Consider the following 21,867-nt stretch of genomic DNA (forward strand, 5'->3'; position numbering starts at 1 on the left):
CTTGGCCGTTCGCGGCCGGACAGGCAGATGCAGCGGCTGTCCGGCCTGGGGTTCAAGGCTTGGATTGGGCAAAGGGATTGCCCTTGGCCTGTAAATACAGCTTGCCCATTGCCGTGGAGGCGAAATCGGTGATGTGCCCGATGTCCCGGTAGATCGGCAGGCCGTCGATCGACAGCTTGCACTGGCCATCGACGCACTGCACGTCCTTGGGGTCGATGATCAGCAAGTCCGGATGTGCTTGCTTGACGTCCCGGAACAACTGCGCAAGCCAGGGGTTTTCTTCCGGTTGCGCGATACTCGTCGCGCAATGATGCTCCTCGATCGTGCCCCTGAGCTTGATGCTGCGGTACAGGCAGTCATTGGCGCCTTCGGGCATGACGATGTTGCTCTTGATCAGTACGGGCCTGGCACCGGAGCGCGCTATGATATCGAGGTTCTTGAGCAGGGCGGCTTTCATGCGCTCGCGCGACAGGGCCTGGGAGCGTTGGTCATCGATCGACAACACCACTGCGCTGCTGTCGGCGTAGGTCTCCCAGGTCAGGCCGATGATCACGTAGGCTAGGGCGTTCGGTGCTAGCCGGACGCCCGGTTCGAGGGACGAGTTCAAGGCAACTGGACAGGGGGACAAGCTGTTTTAATCAACTCCCTCAAAAGCCTTCCAGCACGACTTTCCCCTTCGCCTTTCCGCTTTCCAGCAGAGCATGGGCACGACGAAGATTTTCTGCGCTGATGGGCCCATAGTTTTCGCCAACTGTGGTGCGCAAGTCACCCGCATCAATCCGCCGCGCAACTTCGTTAAGGATGTTGCGCTGCTCCTGCATGTCCTCTGTTTCGTAGAGCGAGCGGGTGTACATAAGCTCCCAGTGCAACGACAGGCTCTTGCGCTTCAGCGGCACGGCGTCAAGCGTGGCCGGATCATCTATCAGGCCCAGCTTGCCTTGAGGTTTCAGTGACTCGATGATTTGTTCGTAGTGCCTATCGGTCTGGGTCAGGCTTGCGACATGGCTGACCTGCGCTATACCGATGCGCTTTAGTTCTTCACTAAGTGGCTTGGTATGGTCGATGACATGATGCGCACCAAGCTCGGTAACCCAGGCCTGGGTTTCAGGGCGCGAAGCCGTACCAATGATCGTCAACCCTGTTAGCTGACGCGCCAGTTGAATTAGAATTGAACCTACCCCGCCTGCAGCGCCAATGATCAGCAGTGTTTCTCCTCGGTCGGTGGGATCCCGTGCAATACCTAGGCGATCAAAGAGTAATTCCCAAGCGGTCAGGGAAGTGAGTGGCAATGCCGCAGCTTGGCCGAATTCCAGCGACTGTGGCATTGAACCGACGATACGCTCATCCACCAGTTGCAGCTCACTGTTGCTCCCCGGGCGGATCAGTGATCCCGCGTACCAGACTCTGTCACCGGGTTTAAAAAACGTCACGTCGCTGCCGACCGACTTGACCACCCCGGCAGCGTCCCAGCCGAGGATCCGCGGCTGGCTTTCGTCCGCATGCGGCACATAGCCCTGCCGTACCTTGGTATCGACAGGATTGACCGACACGGCCTTTACCTCTACGAGCAAGTCGCGCGGCCCTGGCACTGGCTCGGGTATATCGATCTCCACCAAGGCGTCGGGATGTTCAATAGGCAGACATTTAAAGTGTGCAATGGCTTTCATTCGAAGCTCCTCAGGACATGCGATGCATTTTCGTGATCGAAAATTTTTCAGCAGCACGTTCGATGAGCGGGAGCGCTGCTCGAAAATGTGTTGTCGCTTCGTGAGCGCTTAGCGCCGCCTCGTCCCGCCACTGCTCGATCATGTGGAAAGTGCGCACCTGCTCGGCATCACGGTGCAAGTCATACTGGATACAGTCCACTTCGCCCCGGCTTGAGCCCTGCAGAGCCCGCAGCGTCTGCTCGAGCTCGGCTTCGAAGCCTGCCTTTGCGACCAAAGTGGCAATCAGTGTTAAAGGGGTGTTCATCAAACCTCCGGCCGATAAGCATAAAAAAATGGGACCTCGCTAACCGACACGTCTGAATAGAGGCCGTGCGGCCCGAAACTGCTCTCTAGGTGACGGCCTGACAATCAATATTGATCTCGAAGGCCGTGCGAGCGTCCTCACCCGGCGAGAGCACTTGTAGCGTTAAAACCAGTAGATCGGGCAAGTCCAGGTCACACGCTCCCTGCCCCCAACTCATGAGCGGCGAAATTGGACTAATCAGGATTGCCGAGATATGCCCGGCCAATAATCGCCAGGTCCGGTTGCAGTCCTTAAGCGCGTCTTCGCTGACGCTCAGCGTGCGGAGGTCCCTAGCCGAGGCTCTTCAACCCATACCATCGGTAGCTTCGCGTCGTGAAACCTAGGCCTTGACGGCTTTCTATACAACGATGGTGAGCTCGAAACTGACGCTGAGCAAGTCCAATCCACCCTCCTTGAAACGACGTGTCCGCTCGACAGTCAATTTTCTCCGAGGGCTTATATTACGAAGATTCGATAATATTCGAAATATAAGCGTAGCGCAAACTCGAGCGTCCCTTCGAACTCAGCGATTGGTCCGCGCAAAAGCACGCGGATCAGAGAAACAGTTAACCAGGTGGTCGTATATCAGCCTCACTCGCGGTGCCACTGGCCCTGATTGAGGACGGTACATGATCAGTTCGGAAGGCGGCGGCGCTTCCTGTTGCATGACCTCGACCAGGCGCCCTTCAGACAGGTAGGGTTCTGCCAAGTAATCGGGCATTTGCCCAAAGGCGATTCCGGCCAGAACGATCTCTCGCTCGGTTTCCGGGTCATCGCAGCTGAAGGCAGGGGAGGTAGGCAGAAACGTTCGCCCCTCGGCAAGCACCCACGGCCAGGGGCGACCGTTTTTTCGATCAATCAGCATGGACAGCGGCAAGCGTTTCAGTTCTTCGATGCTGCCAGGGCGGTGCACGGTGGCGAGGAGTGACGGGGCCGCAACGATTTTCAGGCTGACATGGGCCACTGTTCTAGCGATATAGCGCCTATCACGCACCGCGCCGACACGAATACCGATGTCGATCTTGTTGGCCACCGCGTCGGTGAGTTGGTCATCCAGGCTCAGGTCGATGCTCAGGCCCGGGTTTTCCCGTATCAGCGGTTTCAGAAATTCGACCAGATACAGCTTGCCAATGGCATGTGGGGCCGTGATGCCGACTACGCCTTTAGCCTCCTGTTTACTGTGGGTGATAAACAACTGATCCACCCGGTCCAAGGTTTCCTGGGCCTGCAAGGCGAGTTTGGCACCAAAAGCGGTGACATGAACCTGCCGTGTGCTGCGGTGGAACAACAGCTCACCCAGCGTACTCTCCAGTTCCTTGATGGCACGTGTCACCGTCTGCGGTGAGGTGCCGAGGCGGGTGGCTGCATCGCGGAACGTGGTCGATTGTGCGGCCACTGTGAATATCCGAATCAGTTCCATGCGATTAGGCATAGCCCTCAACTCCCGTTCCAGAAAATGGAATTCTCAAATCCTAACACTTCCATTCTCTGACGAATAAAACCAGCGCAGACTGCAGTCTCCATACCGACAGGTCTCAACAGGAGCGCTGGATATGAGTAAGAACATCCAGGATAAGGTGGTCGTCATCACGGGTGCGAGTAGCGGTCTAGGCGAAGCAACGGCGCGTCATCTGGCGGCGCTCGGCGCCCTTGTGGTGCTTGGCGCCAGGCGCCAGGACCGTCTGGACGCGATTGTCGCGGAGATCGCCACTGCAGGCGGCAAGGCGATTGCCCATCCGACCGATGTGACACGCAAGGAGGACTTGTCTGCGCTGGTTGCCAAGGCAGTCGAGGTATTCGGTCACATCGATGTAATGATCAACAACGCAGGGTTGATGGCGATCTCTCCGATTTCGCAACTGCGCACCGACGAGTGGGATCGTATGATCGATATCAACATCAAGGGCGTATTGTATGGCATCGCGGCCGCATTGCCGTTTTTCGAACAACAGGCAAGCGGTCACTTCATCAACATTTCGTCGGTCGCCGGCATCAAAGTATTCAGCCCCGGTGGATCGGTGTACAGCGGCACCAAGTACGCGGTGCGCGCCATTTCCGATGGCCTGCGTCATGAAGTCGGCGCGAATATTCGCACGACGACTATCGAACCGGGCGCAGTGGATTCCGAACTGAAGTTCGGCAGCGGGCACCAGCCGAGCGCCGAGGTCGTTGGCGAATTTTACAAGAAGGCCATCCCGGCTGACTCGGTTGCACGGGCCATCGCTTATGCGATCGAGCAACCTGCAGATGTCGACATCAACGAGATTGTTCTGCGTCCGACTGCGCAAGACTTCTGACATTTGTCCTGTGCCGTTTGCGCCTGATCCACAGGCATGGACCCAAGCGACCAGGCTCTGGCGCTAAGAAATAGTTAACTCAGCCTATCCAGGCTGAAACTCTCGGCATGCCGAACGTCAATATCCAGCGCGCCAACACCACCATGTCCTAGCTGATTGATTGAGCTTCCAAAGGCGAGTCGTTCCTGATTCTCGGGTTCGGCAGGCGGCTCTGCCCGCCTAATGTACCCAACTGATCATATCGGACCCTGTTGCGAATGAAGCCAGCTAAAGTTGCAGACTGGTTGCTACGGAGGGCGGCGGTGTAGTGGCAATAAGCCCGGTGTGAATCATCGTGCAATCGGAGGTGTTCGATAGAGGAAGTCAGGGCCCCCATGGTGCTGCCAATGATGGGCATCGCTCACAAAGCAGCAAGAGGATATCAACCCGTCAAACTGAGGAAATAACCATGGCAATGTTGGTTTTTGACGGTACGGAAGACGCCATCGTCGAAGCCCGTATTCTGGTCGGGGCGCTGAATGAATGGTTGGCGGAACAGCAACCCTGTTGCCCCTTAAAATCCGTTCATGTGCAATTTTGCTATCGGCCCGATGGCACGCTGGATTCTGTATTGACCGTTGTAACAGACGTGGCCATGGACTAATGACTGCTTTGATTGAACGGGCACTTGGTGCGGGTATGCCCTTGGCCCCAGATCCAGCAGGGTTTTGCTGTCGGTCGCCCGGTAGATCAGATCTGCTCGACGTGGTCGACGAAGGCTGAAAACGCTGCATGAGTGGAATCGATCTTTTGGTTATTAAATAGACCCGTTAATTATAGGTTATCTGATCGGCCAAGAAAAACCTGAGTGCCTCATGCGACATGGGTCTAGCAAAGTAATATCCCTGGAAAATATCGCATCGACCACGTTCCAGGAAGTCCACCTGAGCCGCAGTTTCCACGCCTTCCGCGACCACTGACAGGCTGAGGTGATGGGCCATGGAAATAATGCCTTGAGTAATTGCTGCATCGTGTGGGTTAGCCGAGATATCCCGGATGAAAGAGCGATCAATCTTGATTTTGTCGATGGGCAAGCACTTGAGATAACTGAGGCTGGAAAATCCTGTACCGAAATCATCCAGCGCAATGCGTACACCCAAGTCTTTAAGGCGGTGCAAGGTTTCAATTGCGATTTCAACGTTGTGCAGCAGGAGCGACTCAGTTATCTCCAATTCCAATTGCCCTGCGCTAAGCCCGTATTTGTTCAGCACTGCCTGGATACATTCAACGAACTGACCGCGCTGAAAATGCACCGGCGAAATATTTACGGCCATCGAGATGCCGTTGAAACCCTGATCACATAGATTGCGCAACTGTGCGCACGCCGTATCGAGTACCCAGAGGCTCAGCGGGATAATTTGACCACTGTCCTCTGCCACCGGTACAAACACCGCTGGAGAGATGTATCCTTTGATCGGATGCGTCCAACGCAACAACGCTTCGATTCCGACCAGCCGACGCGTGTGGGCCTCTATTTGCGGTTGATAATGCAGGCTGAACGATTGAGTTTCGATAGCCTTTTGTAGGTCATTACGTAGGCTTCGGTGCTCGCAAACTCGATCGTTAAGATCGCTGGTGTACCACTGAAAGTTGTTCCTACCTTGTTGCTTGGCTTTGTACATGGCCATGTCAGCCTGCTGGATCAGCTGCATCGGCTGTTCGAGGTGACCATCGCTTAGCGTAATACCGATACTTGCACTGACGTGCAGGTCAATGCCCTGGATACAGTAGGGTTTGCCAATGCTTTCCAGCAGTCGCTCGGCCACCGGGACAACGTCTTCGTCACGAAGCAGGTCCGTCAGCAGAACGACAAACTCATCGCCGCCCATACGCACGACGGCATCAGCCGGACGGACTTGCTGGGTCATGCGCTGTGCCACCTCGATCAGCACCTGATCGCCGAAGCAGTGCCCGATGGAGTCGTTGATGGATTTGAATCCATCCAGGTCGATGTACATGACCGCCAGTTGACGCTTACGTTGAAGGCTGCTGCGACACTCTAGGACAAGCCGGTCTTCCAGGGACAGGCGGTTAAGCAAACCGGTCAGCCCGTCATGGCTGGCACTGATACTCAGCTGGCGCTCGTAATGCTTCTGCTCGCTGATATCCCGAGCGATACCGAATACCCCGACGATCTCTCCATTTACCATGATCGGCAGGTTTGCGATATCCATGGTCAACTGCTTGTCGTCGCTCTCGTCGCGCACCCTTGCCTCGAATCGCTGCGGCTCACCGGCGCGGGCCGCGGAAAAATGCTGATTCACTCGCGGCAGGTCTTCTTCGAAAACGAGGTGGGAGAAATGTTGACCGACAAGATCAGTTGCCGCGCCAGCTTTAAGCTTCAGGCCAGCCGGGTTCACACTCTGGATGTTGCCCGCCATGTCGAGGGCGAAAACCGGGTTGGGGTTGTAGGTGAACAATGAGCGGAACCGTTGTTCACTTTCCTCCAGGCGTTGGCCGTCACGCTCATGCCGGATAGCAATGGCAGCCAGTTGCGCCGCGCAGGTCAACCTTTGGATCTGCATCTCGCTTGGCGCAATCGCCTGGTCTTGGTACAGCGCAAATGTCCCGAGAACGGAGCCCTGATGGGAGAGTAATGGCAACGACCAGCAAGAGCGCAGATTGTAGCCTAGCGCCAGACTGCGAAAACGCTCCCAGCTCGGATCCCTGGCTATGTCTGCCGTCACCACCAGCTCGCGCCGGTATGCCGCTGTGCCACACGTGCCTTCCTGAGGGCCGATGGGCATGCCATGGACCGCCTCGCTGTATGCCGGCGGCAGGCCAGGCGCGGCACCTTTGAGCAAATGCTTGCCTTGCGCATCGGTGAGCAGTATCGAACACAGCGTACCGGGATCCTGGGCGTCGATCATCAAGCAGATGGCGGTGAGGATGTCGTGCAGTTGATGATTGGTCGCGATCATACCGAGTATGTCGCGCTGAGACTCGGGAAGCACCATGCTGTGATAGCTCGTGCAGAAGGTGTTCATGGTGGATTCCTGTGTGCTTGCGAGGCCTTCCGGTTCCCTGAGCGTCTGCAAAAGTGAGTGCCTGGGCGGAGTCCGATCGCACCCCGATCGCGAAATCTTTTAAAGCAGTGGGCCTGCCACGAAAAAGACTCAGGTGATCGATAAAAGAACGTATCAGATGGAGTGCATGCGGCTGAATTCGGCTTGCAGCGGCCTGACCACCGCCCGCTGACTTTCTCTGAGCAAACCGCAGATACTTCTTGACTTCCAGACTACCAGGCGCAGACTTTAGCGAGTGTTGCAAAAGTTCCCTTGGGCTGGCCGCATCTGTTTGCGGCGCTCGCCCGCCCGCGCTTGCCTGCCAGGCATGCTGAAGCTGGCGCTGGACATCACGGATGCAGTGCTGGCTTTCCTTCGAATTGCCTGGTCTCAAGGAAAGAACATCAACATCCCGATCACGCCCGACTGCTACGAGAGCAGCAGAAGTGCGCCGTCCCTCGTGCCGAACGCTACAACGGCTGTTGCCCGCGATCCTTGAACCTGCCTGACGATGCCGATCAGGTTTTGATCAAGCGCCCATTCGACAATGGGCTGCTGACGATCATCCTCGACGATCGCGAAGCGCGTGCATCGAAGCAAAGCCGTTTGATTCCGAATTGAAGCTGACTCGGAGATTCCATAGCAGTCGTCACGAAGGCCCTCCAGCAGACGAGGAGCTGCGGCAGGCTCCACTTCGTCGCCTCAATGATTCAAGGAGCGCCCGCATGGCCAGCAAACAGTGCCAGGTCTGTGGCCAACCCGCTACGACACGGGTGGAAGCCAAGGTCAATGGCCGCCACAGCACAATGCTGTTGTGTGATGATCACTATCGCCAATTGGTGCGCCAGCAAAAGCGCACCCTTTCCCCACTGGAGGCCCTTTTCGGCTCGCGCAGCGGTTTGTTTGAGGATTTCATCGCCAGCGATTTCTTCCGCAACGGAGGAGACTCAGTATCCGTTGCCGCGGGTGCCGATGATGTGGCCGAAGCGTCGTCTGGCGAACCTGCCCCCGCACGGGCTGGCACGCCGCGGCGTCGCGGCAGCGGGCTGGCCAGCCGCATCAGCGAACACTCCGAGGCCCTGTTGCAGGAAGCTGCCAAGCGTGCCACGGAGTTCGGTCGGTCCGAAGTCGATACCGAACACCTGCTGCTGGCCCTGGCCGAGAGCGACGTGGTGAAGACCATCCTCAGCCAGTTCAAGATCAAGGTCGATGACCTCAAACGCCAGATCGAGGCCGAAGCCAAGCGCGGCGACAAACCGTTTGAAGGAGAAATCGGCGTGTCGCCTCGTGTGAAGGATGCGCTCAGTCGCGCCTTCGTCGCCTCGAATGAATTAGGCCACGCTTACGTCGGGCCCGAGCACCTCCTGATCGGGCTAGCAGAAGAGGGCGAAGGGCTGGCCGCCAACTTGCTGCGCCGCTATGGCCTCACGCCGCAGGCCCTGCGCCAGCGGGTAAACAAGGTGGTTGGCAAAGGCGCGGAGGATGGCCGCGCCGAGGCGCCGACGAATACGCCGGAGCTCGACAAGTATTCGCGCGATCTCACCAAGATGGCGCGCGAGGGCAAGCTGGACCCGGTCATCGGACGCGCGCAGGAAATCGAAACCACCATCGAGGTGCTGGCGCGGCGCAAGAAGAACAACCCCGTATTGATCGGTGAGCCTGGCGTGGGCAAGACGGCCATCGTCGAGGGATTGGCACAGCGTATGGTGGCCGGCGAGGTGCCCGAGACGCTGCGTGACAAGCGTCTGGTAGAGCTGAACATCAATTCCATGGTGGCCGGCGCGAAGTACCGGGGCGAGTTCGAGGAACGCGTGCACAAGGTGCTCAAGGAAATCTCCGAGCACCAGGGCGAGCTGATTCTCTTCATCGACGAGGTGCACACCATTGTGGGTGCAGGCCAAGGCGGTGGAGAAGGCGGTTTGGACGTCGCCAACGTCTTCAAACCGATGATGGCGCGCGGTGAGCTGAACCTGATCGGCGCGACCACGCTCAACGAGTACCAGAAGTACATCGAGCAGGACGCTGCGCTGGAGCGGCGCTTCCAGCCGGTCATGGTGCCCGAGCCAACGGTGGCGCAGACCATCATGATCCTGCGCGGCCTGCGCGATACCTTTGAAGCGCACCACAAGGTCAGCATCACCGAGGACGCGATCATCGCTGCCGCCGAACTGTCCGACCGCTACGTCACCGCGCGCTTCCTGCCGGACAAGGCCATCGACTTGCTCGATCAGGCTGCCGCCCGCGTGAAGCTATCGGCGACGGCCCGCCCGGTTGCGGTGCAGGAAATGGAATCCGAACTGCACCAGTTGCGCCGGGAGCAGAACTACGCGGCTTCCCGCAAGCAATATGACAATGCGGCGCAGATCAGCAAGCGCATCGAAGCCAAGGAGGCCGAACTCAAGGAGCGCGTCGCGGACTGGGAGCGCGAGCGCGGTTCGGGCAGCGCCGAAGTCAAGGCGGAGCACGTTGCGCAGATCGTCTCGCGGCTGACCGGCATACCGGTCAATGAGCTGACGGTGGAGGAGCGCGAGAAACTGCTGCACCTGGAGCAGCGGTTGCATGAGCGCCTGGTGGGGCAGGACGAGGCGGTACGCGCTGTGGCGGATGCGGTGCGGCTGTCGCGCGCGGGTCTGCGCGAAGGCAGCAAGCCCGTGGCAACGTTCCTGTTCCTGGGCTCCACTGGCGTTGGCAAGACTGAGCTCGCCAAGGCGCTGGCGGAATCCATCTACGGCGACGAGGGGGCCCTGTTGCGTATCGACATGTCGGAGTATGGCGAGCGCCATTCCGTGGCTCGGCTGGTGGGCGCGCCCCCCGGCTACGTCGGTTATGACGAAGGTGGCCAGCTTACCGAAAAGGTCCGTCGCAAGCCCTATAGCGTACTGCTGCTCGACGAGATCGAGAAGGCCCACCCCGACGTCTACAACATCCTGCTGCAGGTGTTCGACGACGGGCGACTTACCGACGGCAAGGGGCGCGTGGTAGACTTCACCAACACCATTATCATTGCCACGTCCAACCTCGGCTCCGAGATCATTCAGCGCCGGCTGAATGCGCCCGGAGCGGCTGGCGAGGAATACGAGAAGACCAAGGCCGAGGTGATGGACGTGCTGCGCGGTCACTTCCGCCCTGAGTTCCTCAACCGCATCGACGAGATCATCGTTTTCCATGCCCTGGGCAAGCAAGAGATCCGCCACATCGTCGGCCTGCAACTCGATCGCGTGGCCCGCAATGCCGCGAGCCAGGGCGTGACGCTGACGTTCGACGAGACGCTGGTCGATCACTTCGCGGAGGAGGGCTACAAACCCGAATTCGGTGCCCGCGAGCTCAAGCGACTGATCCGCAGCGAGCTGGAGACGGCACTGGCACGTGAAATGCTCGGCGGCGGCATTGGCAAGGGTGATCACGCCCATGCGCGCTGGGACGACAAGGCGGAGCGGGTCGGGTTCGACCGGCGGCAACTCGCGCCGGCCAAAGAGTCCGACAATGAAAATGCGTGAAGCGCTGGCCGAAGGCTGCGCTTTCTCGTTGCAATGATCTGCTGCTGAAGGGGTGACGCATGAAGGACAGCAATCAGCCCGAGACCACACGCATGCGACTGCGTCGCGAGTGGGCGGTGATGACGTTTTACGAGCGTTTCGAGCAGATCGTCGCCCACATTCTATCGATGGTGATCGCGCTGGTTATCGTGGTGTCGCTGGTGCAGCTGATCCAGATAGTCTTCAGCCTTCTGATCATCGATGCGTTCAATCCGCTGGACCACCGGACCTTCCAGAATGTGTTCGGCATGGTCATGACGCTGCTGATCGCGATGGAATTCAAGCATTCCATCGTGCGCGTTGTCTTGCGCCGTGACAGCATCATTCAGGTCAAGACGGTCCTGTTGATCGGGTTGATCGCGCTGTCCCGCAAGATCGTGATCCTTGATCCCGATGTCAGCCCGGCCAAAGTCGCGGCGCTTGCTGGCGCGACCCTGGCCCTGGGGCTGACCTATTGGCTGTTGCGTGAGCGCGATGATCGAGTTGCCTAGGCTCTGTGTGAATGGCGCCAAGGCAAAGATTCAAGGGGAAAAAGAGCGCGGATCTGTAATTTCATATTCGTTCAAACCGGGGCTTGAAAACCTCGAAATCGCTCACATGATTCCGTCGTCAGGGGCCGCAGCCCGGCGCTTCGTGCCTCCTGTTCGAGATCATTTCAGTCAGCTTGAAGGAGGATTGTCATGTACGAGTCCCTTCTTAATCTGTCGAGCGATCCCATTGCCGAGTTCGAGAGGCTGCAGCGCGAACTGCAACATGTGCTGGGAACGGGTCTGGGGCGCCCAGGCAGTATTCGTGCCTTGGCCAGTGGTGCTTTTCCTGCCATCAATGTCGCGAGCACGCCGTCCAGCCTGGAGGTCTACGCCTTCGTTCCCGGCGTCGACCCGCGCGACCTCGATCTGCAGATTCACCGAGGGTTGCTGTCGATTTCCGGTGAGCGCCGGCCGGCGCGCAGCGCACAGGAGGGCAATTGCTCGGTGTACGCCAACGAGCGTTTTTCCGGACGGTTCAAGCGTACCGTGAGCCTCAATGATCAGGTCGATACCGACAAGGTCGAAGCTCACTGTTCCGACGGTGTTCTGCGCATTTCGCTACCGCGGCGCGAAGCGCTGCAGCCCAAGCGCATAGCCATTCAGTAACAGCAACGGTTTGAAGGAGGAATCACCATGAACGACAAGCAAGCGGTCGTGCGCGGCGAAACTGAAACCCAAACACTGCTGCCGCGTGTCGATGTATTTGAAGACGAAAACGGAATCCAACTGTTTGCGGACCTACCGGGCGTGCCCAAGGACCATCTCGTGGTCAATGTGGACGGTGACACGCTTATGCTGGAAGGGGAGATCATGCCGCAGTTGAGCGAACAGTTGGAGGCCGTCTACGCTGAGGTCCAGCTGTCGCGATTCAGGCGAGCCTTCACCTTGAGCTCCGAGCTGGACACGACCCGGATCGACGCTGAGCTACGGGACGGCGTGCTGAACGTGCGCGTTCCCAAACATGCACATGCCCAGCCGCGCAAGATCGTCGTGAAAAGCGAGTAGGGCCTTGAGCGTGTGGAGGACGACCCATGGACAAACTAGCTGAACTCAAACATGGCCTGGAGGAAACCTGGCATTCGCTGGGCGAGGGCTGGCGTCAGCTTCGCGATCGCACCAGCGAGGCCCTGACGCGTTTCACGCCTGTCAACCGGAGCAGGAATGTCTCGGAGGATGCTACTTCAGCACCGGCACTTGCCTCGAACTGGGGATTGCTGGCCGACGATCTTTACGAGGATGGCGACCAGGTCGTCATTCGCCTCGAGGTGCCCGGAATGGTGAAGGAGGATCTGAATCTGGAAGTGCGGGGCGATGCCTTGATCATTCGCGGTGAAAAACGCATCGAGCAGGAGCAGGGCAATGGGCGTTATCGCGTCCGGCAGTGCACCTTCGGCAGTTTCCGCCGCGTCTTCCAGATTCCCGCTCCGGTCATTGCCGAGAAGGCCAGAGCCATATGCAGCAACGGTGTGCTGCGTGTCGAACTGCCCAAGGAAGAGCGTGCGCGTGGCCGGCGCATCGAGGTTCGCTCGGGTTGATACTGCCACTGCATGTTCTTTGCGCAGACAAGGTACAACCCTCGTCACCTGAACTACCCGCCCGCGAAAGCCTCGCGGGCGGCCAGTTCTTCGGTTGATCAACGGGAAGAACGGTAGCCGCCCCCCTGCAATGGACATTGCACTTCTCTGTCGAGCTGAGACGCCCAGCGATAACTCATCCGGATTTTTTCCCAAAACCGGTCCTGCCAAGGGCTGAAGGTCGAGACTATGTCCGCTGAAGGCAACGCAGGACTTTTGTTGGGTGTTATCACTTTGCTCACCGCCGCCGTGGTGGCCGTGCCGCTGCTCAAGCGCATTGGGTTCGGCTCAGTGATGGGCTACCTGTTGGCAGGGATGCTGATCGGACCCTTCGGGCTGCAACTGATCAATGACCCCCACACCATCATTGATGTGGGCGAGTTGGGTGTGGTGATGTTTCTTTTCGTGATTGGCCTGGAGCTCAAACCCTCGCATCTATGGGACCTGCGCGGGCAGATCTTTGGGCTGGGCAGCCTGCAGGTGGTGATCTGTGCCGTTCTGCTCACCGTCGTCGGCAAGGCCTTTGGTTTCCCTTGGCAGGTGTCATTCGTCTGCGCGGCCGGTTTTGTGCTCACATCCACGGCGATTGTCATGCAAATTCTCTCAGAGCGGGGTGACTTGACCGAGCCGAGGGGCCAACGCATCGTCTCCATTCTGCTGTTTGAAGACCTGTTGATAGTGCCGTTGCTGGCGGTGGTGGCATTTCTGGCACCTACTGCATCGGTGCCCGAACCCAGCTCCCCCCTGTGGCAGCGCATGGCGACCGCAGCGCTGTCCCTGAGCGCACTGGTGGTCATCGGGTTGTGGTTGCTCAACCCTCTGTTTCGGGTATTGGCCCAAGCCAGGGCGCGCGAGGTGATGACTGCTGCCGCGCTGCTGGTGGTGCTGGGAGCAGCGCTGCTGATGGAAATCGGCGGCCTGTCAATGGCGATGGGCGCGTTCGTTGCCGGTGTGCTGCTGTCGGAGTCCACCTTCCGCCACCAGCTTGAGGCTGACATAGAACCGTTTCGCGGGTTGTTGCTGGGACTGTTTTTCCTCGGCGTCGGCATGGCGCTGGATCTGCACGTGGTGGCCGCGAACTGGCTGCTGATCACCTCCGGCGTGCTGGCGCTGATGATGGTCAAGGCGCTGTGTATCTATGGGGTCGCGCGCCTCGCAAAAAGCCAGCATGGTGATGCGCTGGACCGCGCCGTGCTGATGGCGCAGGGTGGTGAATTTGCGTTCGTGCTGTTTGCCGAAGCGCTGAAACTCAAGGTCGTCAGTCCCGAAATCAACGCCAACATGACGGCTATCGTGGTGTTGTCCATGGCCGTTACGCCGGTCAACCTTCTGTTGTACAAGCGCTTCGCGCGGCCCCGGGCGGCTTCCATGGACGGTGTGGAGCCGGCACAGAATCTCCAAGGCCATATCCTGATCATAGGGTTTGGTCGTGTCGGCCAGATCGCTTGCCAGGCACCACTCGCTCATGGCGCCAAGCTTTCGATCATCGATATGGACCCGGAGGTGATCCGCGCCGTCGAGCCTTATGGTTTCAAGGTCTATTACGGTGATGGTGCCCGGCACGACCTGTTGCATGCTGCCGGGGCCCATCACGCCCGTACCATCATTGTGTGCGTGAATGACAAGAAGGCCGCGACACGCATCGTCGAAAGCACGCGGCACTATTGCCCGCAGGTGAAGGTGCTGGTGCGCGCCTTTGACCGCGAGCATGCGTTGGAGCTGGTCAAGCACGACGCCGACTACATCGTGCGGGAAACCTTTGAATCCGCCTTGCTGCTTGGCCACCAGGCCGTGCTGACCCTGGGTGCCTCAGCGCACGAAGCCGACGCGGTGACCGACGAGGTGCGCACCCGCGATGCTGAACGTTTTGCCCTGGAAACATCCGGGGGTCTATTTGCCGGGCGAGCGTTGGTCCTGGGAAATATCGAGCGCATTGATCCGCCGAAGCCTGAAGCACGGGATGCTCATTGAGCATGAAAACCTGACGGCAATACGCACACTCACGCTATCGCAGGCACGCACACAACTGCGGGCGGTTATTTTCTGCCGCTTCGTGGGCGATGTGTAGTTTCCTGGATGGCGAGACAGATTAAATCTTCATGGGATGCGGGGATTGCACATTAAACATTGCCCTTGCCCTGGTGATTATCAATGGCCTCGATGAAATTCTTGATCAACGGCGACTGCTGATTTTTTCGCCAGACGAAATAGATATCGCTTGAATCCAGGCTTGGCACATGATCGGCCTGAAAGGTATCTGCCTGGCTCGCGAAACGGTCGATATAACTCTCTGGCACGCAAGCAAAGCCAATTTCCTGTGCGATGCAAGCGAGGGAAGGCGCGAGGCAGGGCCTGGAGTGGCGAAAGTGCTTTTGTGCTCTTTACCGAAGCTCGGTCTTCAAGGCCCTGAACTCATCATAGCTGTTGGCCGTACAGGTCGGATTGCTTGTCAGGCGCCGCTCGCACAGGGAGCTAAACTTTAGAATATCGATGTAAATCCGCAACTGATTCGCACCGTGGAGCCCTCTGGTCTCAAGGTCCATCACGGTGATGGTGACCGCTCTGACACATTGAGCGGTTCATACACGATGCCGACTACCTAGGGCGGGAAACCTTTGAGTCCGCCCTGCCGCTCGGCCGTCAAGCCGTGCTGACCCTGGGCGCGTTGGGGTTCGAAGCCGACGCGGTGCGCATACGCGACACCAACCGAAGTGGCGAAGGTGTCCGTTGTCATGGATAAGTCCAGGTTTCTTTCAGCACCCTCATCCAGGTTCTGATGTAAGTTGGAGGGCGCATGTTCACTCCGAATTCCATTCCCTATCAGCGACAACCGGGCTTTCAGCGCACTTACCGTCAAGGTCGGTTGAGCTTGGGCCTTTTCTTCCCCCTCGAAGCTTTTAGCGGTGATATGCCGAGTATGGCTGGCCAGGTGAGCCTGGCCCAACGTGCCGAAAAGCTAGGTTTCGCTGCCCTTTGGTTTCGCGATGTACCGTTACGTGACCCTGGTTTCGGTGACACCGGTCAGGTCTTCGATCCTTGGGTCTACCTGGGTTTCATGGCGGCACACACGCACTCGATTGCGCTGGGTACCGCCTCGATCATCCTGCCAATCCGCAACCCTCTTCACACCGCGAAGGCCGCAACCAGTGTCGATCAGCTCAGTGGTGGCCGCCTGTTACTAGGCGTGGCTTCCGGGGACCGCCCCGTTGAGTTTCCCGCATTCGGTGTCGACCCGGAGCAGCGCGAAAGACTGTTCCGCGAATACCTAGAGGTATTTCGCCAGGTTCAGCGCAGCAGTTTTGTGCCTTTGACCTGGTCCGGCGGCACGCTTGAGGGCTGCGATCTGATTCCCAAACCGACCACAGCGGAAATTCCATTCTTCGTCACCGGCCATAGCCGCCAGACGCTGGATTGGATTGCCCGCTGCAGTCATGGCTGGATCAGTTATCCGCGTGCGCCTAAGACTCAGCAACTAATTGTCGAGAACTGGCGCACTGCAGTGCGTACCGAATGTGGTGAGCTGTTCAAACCCTTCACCCAGTCCCTATACATCGACCTGACGGACAACTCGCAGACACCCCCTCGACCGATCCACCTCGGCTATCAATTAGGGCGATATCACCTGATCTCACTGCTGCAACACTTGCAGGAGGTGGGCGTCAACCATGTGATCATCAACTTGAAGTACGGGCAACGCCCCGCTGGTGAGGTCATCGAGGAGCTCGGTCAGTTCGTTGTACCTGACTTCATCCTGTCTACGTGAGGCGGCACGGGGCAGGAATGTTACGCCCCGAGCTTTCTATCCGGTCACCGCGCCGGGCGCGAGACGGCGACATGGCCGCCGCCCCACCCGGTGATCAATACCTAGTCAAAGAAGGCCAGGGTGCGAACCTCGATACTTTCGCGTGGCGGGGCTCCCGGCGGCGTATGGGGGAGCTGGAAGGCGGCATGGGGGGTGAAGCGGGCACGGCCATCGTGACGCGAGTCATAACCCTTGATCAGCAACACTTCGTCACGGCGCATGTCCGGAAAATAGTACCAGCGCTGGTGAGGATTGTAGGCGAGGTGATAAATCTCCCCAATACGATCCGGATAGACCAAGTCGGTAGCCAGCAGATCATTGGGGTCGAGCGTCGAGGCGTCCAGCACCGCCAACGGCGAGCGCTTGACAGGGCCGCTTATCGGGCGCCAGACGTTGATCTGAGCGACTGACATCGCTGCCATTGCGACGGCTTGTTCCGCGCCCAGTACTTCGCGGATACGCTCAGGCCCCGAGTGTTCGGTGTAGTCATTGTGCACACGGCTGGCTGGGCCGCGAAAATCCCGCCGTTCGGCGTCACTGCGCCTGGTGTGGTCGAAGATCACGACCCGGCTCGCGCCCGTCAATTGCTTGATCAAGGCCTTTATCTCGTCATAGTAGACCTTTACTACCGAGGTATCGTCGTAGAGATCGTCTACCACCGTCTCTCGCCGGTGGAGTTCAAACCCCTGCTTGTCCAGTGAAAGGCTGTCGGCTAACGGACGTCCGTTTTGTATCTTGACTTCGCGCTCCTCCTGCTCGGCAAAGTAGTGAGCCTCACTGTCACCGGTCAAAGCCTCGGTATGTATATAGGGCTTTGCATTTTGCCTGACCAGGTAGGTGAGTTTCGTGAGAACGCTATCGGGCATATCAGTTGTGCATTTCAAGTAATGCCTCCCGTTCTGCTGGCCGTACTCGGCGTGGTGGCGCTGTGGCGGCGATGTGGCTGGCATGTAGGCTCGCTCTCAATCATATGCCCTCGAACAGACGCATTAAATGCCCTCCAGCAGCAAACCCTCCAAGAGTGACAAGTGGCTATCCACAACTTTGCTGTCAGCAGGAGAAAGCTTGGAATCTGCAAGAGGCGGATAGTTGCCCAGGCCTTCCCCCGTTTCGTGAGTCGAAAGGATGGCACCACTGCTGTTCACGTACATGCCGTGTAGCACGACCTGCGTGTCTGCGGCGGAAGCTTCGTTAGCACCCATTTTCAATGGTTTGCCCAATTGACAGCGCGTGTTCCAGTCAGGTGCGTGCTGATTAGCCCCGGTCCTGCAAATGGTGGATCTCACCATGAACGACATATGCCGCCATGGGGGAGCCGTCGAGCACCAGCAGGTCGGCCTGCTTACCTGGCTCGAGCGTGCAGACTGGTATGGGTGCCAGCGGCGCAGTAGATCACTGAGTGTCCATCTTTGGTGGGCGGTCAGCACATGCTGAGTGGAGGAAGTGCAAACAGATTGGCGCAACGACGTTTTCAGTGGTCCCGCTCTTTGTGCGCTGAAAAGCCACGCTTTTGGGGTCGAAAGCGGACGGTTGCGCATGACCGCTATCGACCCAGGCTGCGTGAAAAACCGTCAGTGCAGGTGGCAAGCATAGCCTGCAGTGGTTCGCGCGCGATGGCCGTCTTCTTGCTCACCGCAACCCCTCGACGCGCTGGGCTTTGCGGGCTTCGCGCAACCTGATCGATGGCTTCACTCCGAAGCAAATGGAACAAGCGCTTGAGCATGGCGGGGTTGAGTTTCAAGAGAGCCTGAAGGGCTACGTCCATGATCGCTATGTCGACGATCTCTTTGGAGACGACCATGCATTCCAGACGAAATCCAGTAAGGATGACGTCATGATTCAGGTCGCCGACTTCTTCGCGGGATCTGTTGCTCAGATCTATGAACAGAAGGCCACTGGTGAGGTTGCTCAGGTCTACAAAAGGATTCTGCGCGAGCATACTTTGGGCCTGCTAGAGTGGCCGCCCAAATTCAACTCGCTGCTGCCGCCGCCGATGGATGAATCCAGGTACGCGGATTACCAGGTACATCAAGAAGCCCTTCGTCAGGCAGATCGCTTTATTGACCAGGCCGGACAGTATCCGGACGAGGACGAGCGTCTGCAGCTCAGCATTCTGGATTACCTGAGGTTCCAGAGTGAGTTCGTGACGAAGGATTACATTCCGACAGCTGAAATCCTTGCCCATTTGGGTGAGAGGGGTTTTGGCGATCTCTCTGAGCAACGTGTCAGGTCAAGTGGCATTGCGAAGCTGCGGGACGCTGATGTCATCATCACAAGTACGTCCAAAGGCTACAAGATCCCTCAGACCAGAGCCGATATCAATGACTTCCTGGAAATGGCATCTGGCGTGGTCGTGCCATTGCTTGAGCGTGTCAAAAAGGCCCGTGAGGTCTACAAGCTGAGCAGCAAGGGAGAGTACGATATCATCAAAGCGGCTAGGCTCGTGGACTTAGAAAGGCTACTAGCCTCTCTGGAAGCTTTCGCGCCAGACTGAAAAAACGCCGCATGCTTCTGACTCCGTAACTCTGATGAGTCTTGTGCAAGGCTGAATAGTGAGCCTACTTCATTCGAAAGTATCGTTTTGGGGTATATTGATGGCCTTTTGCCCTGCGCAGCCATCATGGCCTCCTGGGCGACCGAGCGCGTGAAATGGATAGCACCATCCTCACTGAAATCTGGAGGCGCGCCTCGGCTTGTTGCGGCGACGAATTCGTTCATGTTTTGAACGGGTTGCTCGACGAATATGAGCGCAAACCCGGCAAGGACGAGCCTGTTCGGGTCACTGCCGAATGGGTAGGCCAGGATGGTTACTCTTCCCTAGTCATAGCCCTGAATGAGAAGTCTCGGCGGAATGTCAGGTATTTCGACCATGGATGGCACATCGAGTTGCGATCACGTCTCTGGGCGCACATCTGCAGGGGCATACAGCATCGACTTGTGTTGAGTGGGTTCGCGCCGGAAGCCATCACTGAGGATCTCCTGGCTTTCGAAATCGGCGTTTGATGCGATCCATTGGGCGGGATGCGGTGTTCATGGCAGCTCTAAGCAAATCATCGCCAGGCTTATATCCTGTTGTCTGTCACCGACCGGAAATTTCAGTTCATTGTGAACGGATTGATCCATCGAGCGCTGCGCGCCTTGGCATTGAACGCAAAATGAAAAGCAGCGGCCTGCGGCCAAAGAAGCGACTGCCCCGAGCCCCAAGGGGCCGATCTGCATCAGTACCATCGTTGCATCACGAGATCAGAAGTAAAACTGTACCGAAAAGCATATCGCCAAGATCGCGGAAGAGACGGAAGAAATGGAGCGGCGCAGATCTCGCTTTTCTTTGGGTCTCAAATATAGAACTCCGTCTCGCAAAAAAAATTGACAGACCAAAACGGCGACTTATTTTCAAAGCGTGATGGGCGTCACACTTTTTCTCTGTTCCGGATGAAGTCTGTCACGGCTAGGGATCTACGGTCACTTGGCCGATCGACATGCCCCCCCAGATTTCACGTCTTAGCTCACCTGCCTATCCTGGTTGTTGGATGGATTCGAGCGCCTTACAACGACCATTCCCGACCTGCGCAGCAGATGGTGGAGGGACGAAGAATGTCGTCCGTTTCACGTATCCGAAATGGCAGGTCGGCCACCTTTATCGCACAGGGAAGGCTCTAGATCAGGCATTTTGAGGTAGTCTTATCGTCTTTTAGTTCATCCCCATGCGTTGGAGCGGTTTCACTCCTTGGCATCATCAACACGTTAGAGCGCACCAATGTCCGAGGAAATGGAGTCTTCACCTATTGCAGTCAGTGCCTGCGTAGAGCAGTGGCTGGATGGGCCTTACGGGAAATACGCGCGGGCAAAGGTGTTGACGCCTGGTTCATCTGTGTCGGAGGCGATCTACAGCCCGAAGGCGTTGAAATGTCAGCCAGAACTCAGCGTGCCATTTGACTGCAAAATTCAGTTCAGCAAAGGGCGCTGGCGTGTCGTTGAGATTTCAAAAAGCGCCAAGCCGGTTGAGGTCGAACTCACGGGAATTGTTGAGTCTGATTCGGCTATTGGCGGCCAACGTTCCTGGCGGATCAAGCTTGCCCCTGGGCAACCTGGTGCAGCGTACGCGGCACTGGATTCCAAGGTGCTCCGGGCGGCAAGGTTCGCTCATGTAGAGCCGAGTCAGGAACTCACCTTCTTGGCGCTGCCGAGTGAAGCGGATTGGACGGTGACAGAAATCCTGGAGCCGACGCTATCAACCGTTATCACTGATCCGCTTATCGCATTCCACGCATTCTCATTGCGGGACTGGAGCTCGAACGATTCCGTTAAAAGTGTGCCGTTCGCCGTCAGGCTGCCAGGCGTTTCGATCTGGCCTCTGGTAAACGTCTTCACTACATTGCTACGACGTCAGTCGATTCCATCCCTTATGAGTGTTGACTTAAGTGACCCGAGCGCATTGAGCCGGGCAGAGCACTATATCGAGCATGCGCAAACTGTCTTGCGGGAAGGCTCCCCCCAAGAAGTCGACTGCCTGAAAATCGGATGCATCGAGGTGACCCTAGTCTGGAATGCCCGAGGCTTCTGGAACACTCAAAAGCTAGTGGCCCCGATCCCGATGCGGGAGCCGACCCCCAAAGAGGCCATTGATTGGGTTGAGTGTACTGTCGTCGCTGTCGATGATCTCGATGAAAGCGAGTCCATCGAGGTGGACGCCGAGCCACTGGAAAATGACGAGATCGCCCACCAAGACGCTCCACCTGGAAGCGACTCATCCAAGAAGAAGATTCAAAAAGTGAAAGTGACAATTGAGATCAAGGATCGAAGGATAGGGCGGGGCAACGTCAGCGGATTCCTCAAATGTGAGGAGATTGTTTACGGCGGACTCACCAAAGGAACAAAGGCCATCGTCCAGCTAGTCGGCAACCCACCCTACTGGAATGTCAGCCGTCTGCATCGATCCCTGCCGATGCGAGGTGAGGCATGAGAGTAGCACTTAGTACTTTTCTGAAAAACTTGTCCGCTCTCTTTTCAACGAACACAAATGAGAGCGTTGCGCCGGTACGCCTTGCCACCCTGGTTGAGCTGTCCACCACAC

General features: G+C 57.7%; 21 protein-coding genes and 1 pseudogene. 13 read left to right on the forward strand and 9 right to left on the reverse strand.

Annotated features, from left to right (window positions below; genetic code table 11):
* Positions 1-52 precede the first annotated feature (52 nt).
* The 4 genes from C4Q26_RS25970 to C4Q26_RS25985 all read right to left on the reverse strand — a co-directional run bounded on the left by C4Q26_RS25970 (position 53) and on the right by C4Q26_RS25985 (position 3,430).
* Positions 53-628, reverse strand: a complete 576-nt coding sequence (locus tag C4Q26_RS25970; protein ID WP_158664922.1) for an SGNH hydrolase domain-containing protein — start codon at positions 626-628, stop codon at positions 53-55.
* 19 nt (positions 629-647) lie between these two features.
* Positions 648-1,667, reverse strand: a complete 1,020-nt coding sequence (locus C4Q26_RS25975; RefSeq protein ID WP_104883897.1) for a zinc-binding alcohol dehydrogenase family protein — start codon at positions 1,665-1,667, stop codon at positions 648-650.
* Between the two features lie 10 nt (positions 1,668-1,677).
* Complete coding sequence (locus tag C4Q26_RS25980) at positions 1,678-1,971, reverse strand: putative quinol monooxygenase (RefSeq protein WP_104883898.1); 294 nt, start codon at positions 1,969-1,971, stop codon at positions 1,678-1,680.
* A gap of 562 nt (positions 1,972-2,533) precedes the next feature.
* Entirely contained in the window at positions 2,534-3,430 is an 897-nt protein-coding gene (locus C4Q26_RS25985) for a LysR family transcriptional regulator (RefSeq protein WP_256583335.1), read from the reverse strand.
* Between the two features lie 133 nt (positions 3,431-3,563).
* On the opposite strand from C4Q26_RS25985, the gene C4Q26_RS25990 reads away from it, so the two are divergent.
* The gene (locus C4Q26_RS25990; RefSeq protein WP_104883900.1) at positions 3,564-4,307 is read left to right on the forward strand and encodes an SDR family oxidoreductase; all 744 of its coding nucleotides are present in this window, start codon (positions 3,564-3,566) and stop codon (positions 4,305-4,307) included.
* Between the two features lie 448 nt (positions 4,308-4,755).
* On the forward strand, positions 4,756-4,950 hold the full coding sequence (locus C4Q26_RS25995) for a hypothetical protein (RefSeq protein WP_104883901.1): 195 nt from the start codon (positions 4,756-4,758) through the stop codon (positions 4,948-4,950).
* A gap of 166 nt (positions 4,951-5,116) precedes the next feature.
* Here C4Q26_RS25995 and C4Q26_RS26000 read toward each other — a convergent pair whose 3' ends face one another.
* Positions 5,117-7,333, reverse strand: a complete 2,217-nt coding sequence (locus C4Q26_RS26000; RefSeq protein ID WP_104883902.1) for a bifunctional diguanylate cyclase/phosphodiesterase — start codon at positions 7,331-7,333, stop codon at positions 5,117-5,119.
* 291 nt (positions 7,334-7,624) lie between these two features.
* On the opposite strand from C4Q26_RS26000, the gene C4Q26_RS28525 reads away from it, so the two are divergent.
* The 7 genes from C4Q26_RS28525 (at position 7,625) to C4Q26_RS26030 (ending at position 14,962) form a co-directional block, all read left to right on the forward strand.
* Positions 7,625-7,972, forward strand: a complete 348-nt coding sequence (locus C4Q26_RS28525) for an Hsp20 family protein (RefSeq protein WP_256583336.1) — start codon at positions 7,625-7,627, stop codon at positions 7,970-7,972.
* 104 nt (positions 7,973-8,076) lie between these two features.
* Entirely contained in the window at positions 8,077-10,848 is a 2,772-nt protein-coding gene (gene clpK / locus C4Q26_RS26005; protein WP_104883903.1) for a heat shock survival AAA family ATPase ClpK, read from the forward strand.
* 59 nt (positions 10,849-10,907) lie between these two features.
* Positions 10,908-11,378 carry a phosphate-starvation-inducible PsiE family protein gene (locus tag C4Q26_RS26010; RefSeq protein WP_103444535.1) on the forward strand — a complete coding sequence of 157 codons (471 nt, stop codon included), beginning with the start codon at positions 10,908-10,910 and terminating at the stop codon, positions 11,376-11,378.
* 189 nt (positions 11,379-11,567) lie between these two features.
* Positions 11,568-12,023, forward strand: a complete 456-nt coding sequence (locus tag C4Q26_RS26015; protein ID WP_104883904.1) for an Hsp20/alpha crystallin family protein — start codon at positions 11,568-11,570, stop codon at positions 12,021-12,023.
* A 27-nt stretch (positions 12,024-12,050) separates the two neighbouring features.
* Entirely contained in the window at positions 12,051-12,422 is a 372-nt protein-coding gene (locus C4Q26_RS26020) for an Hsp20/alpha crystallin family protein (protein ID WP_104883905.1), read from the forward strand.
* 26 nt (positions 12,423-12,448) lie between these two features.
* Complete coding sequence (locus tag C4Q26_RS26025; RefSeq protein WP_104883906.1) at positions 12,449-12,952, forward strand: Hsp20/alpha crystallin family protein; 504 nt, start codon at positions 12,449-12,451, stop codon at positions 12,950-12,952.
* A gap of 228 nt (positions 12,953-13,180) precedes the next feature.
* Entirely contained in the window at positions 13,181-14,962 is a 1,782-nt protein-coding gene (locus tag C4Q26_RS26030; RefSeq protein ID WP_104883907.1) for a monovalent cation:proton antiporter-2 (CPA2) family protein, read from the forward strand.
* A 149-nt stretch (positions 14,963-15,111) separates the two neighbouring features.
* Here the strand turns inward: C4Q26_RS26030 and C4Q26_RS27985 are convergent, their stop codons facing one another.
* Positions 15,112-15,288: a hypothetical protein gene (locus tag C4Q26_RS27985; protein ID WP_158664923.1), complete on the reverse strand. Its 177-nt coding sequence runs from the start codon at positions 15,286-15,288 to the stop codon at positions 15,112-15,114.
* Between the two features lie 302 nt (positions 15,289-15,590).
* Positions 15,591-15,725, reverse strand: a complete 135-nt coding sequence (locus C4Q26_RS28995; protein WP_371919570.1) for a hypothetical protein — start codon at positions 15,723-15,725, stop codon at positions 15,591-15,593.
* Between the two features lie 60 nt (positions 15,726-15,785).
* On the opposite strand from C4Q26_RS28995, the gene C4Q26_RS26035 reads away from it, so the two are divergent.
* Positions 15,786-16,754 carry an LLM class oxidoreductase gene (locus C4Q26_RS26035; protein WP_104883908.1) on the forward strand — a complete coding sequence of 323 codons (969 nt, stop codon included), beginning with the start codon at positions 15,786-15,788 and terminating at the stop codon, positions 16,752-16,754.
* Positions 16,755-16,855: 101 nt separating this feature from the next.
* Here C4Q26_RS26035 and C4Q26_RS26040 read toward each other — a convergent pair whose 3' ends face one another.
* Both C4Q26_RS26040 and C4Q26_RS29000 read right to left on the reverse strand, forming a co-directional pair.
* Complete coding sequence (locus C4Q26_RS26040; protein WP_104884080.1) at positions 16,856-17,677, reverse strand: CmcJ/NvfI family oxidoreductase; 822 nt, start codon at positions 17,675-17,677, stop codon at positions 16,856-16,858.
* A 683-nt stretch (positions 17,678-18,360) separates the two neighbouring features.
* Positions 18,361-18,467, reverse strand: a pseudogene (locus C4Q26_RS29000) (integrase); the annotation flags it as partial.
* Positions 18,468-18,495: 28 nt separating this feature from the next.
* On the opposite strand from C4Q26_RS29000, the gene C4Q26_RS26050 reads away from it, so the two are divergent.
* The 3 genes from C4Q26_RS26050 to C4Q26_RS26060 all read left to right on the forward strand — a co-directional run bounded on the left by C4Q26_RS26050 (position 18,496) and on the right by C4Q26_RS26060 (position 21,756).
* Positions 18,496-19,287, forward strand: coding sequence for a hypothetical protein (locus C4Q26_RS26050; RefSeq protein ID WP_256583337.1), 792 nt, complete (start codon positions 18,496-18,498; stop codon positions 19,285-19,287).
* 155 nt (positions 19,288-19,442) lie between these two features.
* Positions 19,443-19,796, forward strand: coding sequence for a hypothetical protein (locus tag C4Q26_RS26055; protein ID WP_104883910.1), 354 nt, complete (start codon positions 19,443-19,445; stop codon positions 19,794-19,796).
* A 754-nt stretch (positions 19,797-20,550) separates the two neighbouring features.
* Positions 20,551-21,756, forward strand: a complete 1,206-nt coding sequence (locus C4Q26_RS26060) for a hypothetical protein (RefSeq protein WP_104883911.1) — start codon at positions 20,551-20,553, stop codon at positions 21,754-21,756.
* Positions 21,757-21,867 lie beyond the last annotated feature (111 nt).

This window comes from Pseudomonas sp. SWI44 (assembly GCF_002947915.1).
Taxonomy (GTDB): domain Bacteria; phylum Pseudomonadota; class Gammaproteobacteria; order Pseudomonadales; family Pseudomonadaceae; genus Aquipseudomonas; species Aquipseudomonas taiwanensis.